This window comes from bacterium, assembly GCA_021108215.1.
Classification (GTDB): Bacteria; Oederibacteriota; JAAXVQ01; order JAAXVQ01; family JAUVAV01; genus JAIORK01.
In genome coordinates this window covers 1-1,565 of sequence record JAIORK010000015.1, presented here as the reverse complement: position 1 = coordinate 1,565, position 1,565 = coordinate 1, and the positions used below count along the sequence as shown (strand labels likewise).

General features: G+C 48.6%; 1 protein-coding gene. It reads right to left on the bottom strand.

The annotated features are described in order from the left end of the window. Positions 1–34: 34 nt before the first annotated feature. The coding region (locus K8S19_03050; GenBank protein MCD4812653.1) for a hypothetical protein at positions 35–1,565 on the bottom strand (1,531 nt) is incomplete at its 5' end.

Below are 1,565 nucleotides of genomic sequence, written 5' to 3'. Positions count from 1 at the left end.
GCATCACGAAAGTAGCTTTACATGCGGCTTGAGGTCAAACTCGCTGAAATACTCCGGTACCATCACCTGTATTATATAAATCCAATGCTTTTTTTGAAGGCGAAAATGTTTCAGCACCTATTTTTTCAGCAAAAGGATTTACGCGTTCCTTCATACCTCTTCCTACCACAGCTATTTTCCCATTGTCTTTACCAACAAGAGCTCTATTAGCGGTTATATCGTCTATTTGAATATTGACTTTTTTTACTTTGCCCACATCTGATGAGCTATATTTAGGTAATCTGGGTTTGGCAATATCTTCCCCTGCTTTCTTCGCCGCTTCTCTCCCCGCGGCTTCCCCAACATCTTCTACTACTTCCTTCCCGCCCTTCTTCAACAACTTCTTTGCTGCTTTTTTGGAGATGCCGCCAATGATGCTGAATCTTCCGGCTTCGCGGCTGGCAATACCCAATGCCTTACCGCCGTCGCGTAACGCTCCTTTGAAATCACCCTTGGCTAATTTCTTACTTGCTTCCTTGGTGCTATCCAGTGCTTCGGGTAGGTCTTGACCAATTTTAGGAATGTCCAATACCGCTTCCGCTAATAAATCAGCACCGACAACAGCTGCTTTGGTAGCTTTAATTTTAGCTTTTTCAGAATATTTGGACAAACCTTTTTTCTTACTGGCTTCTTCATCCATCTCATCCAAAGCGTCTTTGTATTTACCAGATTTTTCCCGATATTCTTTTGTCTTTTTATTTGCCCATCGGTGATTGGGTAGATAGGCATTTTTTTCCTGGGATTCTCCCAATGCTCCTTCGACATAGCCTTTCCCAAATGCTTCGATACCAGTGGTATCATTGTCGTAGCGATCTTTTAGAGCACCGCCTGATTCGCCACCCGCTCCAGTCTGTTCGCCACCCGCTCTGGTCTGTTCGCCGCCAGCCCCCGTTTGTCCGCCTTCTTCACCTGCGGTTGCTCCTGAATCTCCCTTTTGTTTTGCCCGGTTCGCTGCTTCGGCAATGGTATCGGTCGGAATGAGCTTCATGGGCCACATACTCTTGGTAACTGCATTGAAAGCTGTTTTTACATAACTTTTCTTCTTTGATGAACCACTCCCATCCTCACCCCCTGCATCTCCTGCTTTTCCTCCCGCAATCTCTCCGCCTTCTGCTTTCCCTTCACCGATTTCCACCCAGGCTTGTGTGTCGGCATCCCAATAGCAATTGGGTGGCATGGGAACACGCCCGATCATGCCGCGGTCGGTGAGGTCGGGTTCTTCCGGTTCATAAGGATTTGGTAGGGGCATATTGCCATACGCCCCTACAGAATCAATCGCCCCTACGTTGCGCTGATATTGTTCTACGTAATCCGCAATATCGATCTCATTCAGGGCACGTCCTGCTGCGCCCTGACGATCCAATTCCGAAAGCTCCAGCTCGCCGTTGAGATAGGCTTCGACCTGGGCACGCACATCCGGCGGCAGGACGGCGAGTGTTTCCTGCAACTGATTCTGGAACATCTCACCGGCTTCATTGACATAGCCGCCCATCTTTTCGGTCCGGCCGGACCCATGCACATATACC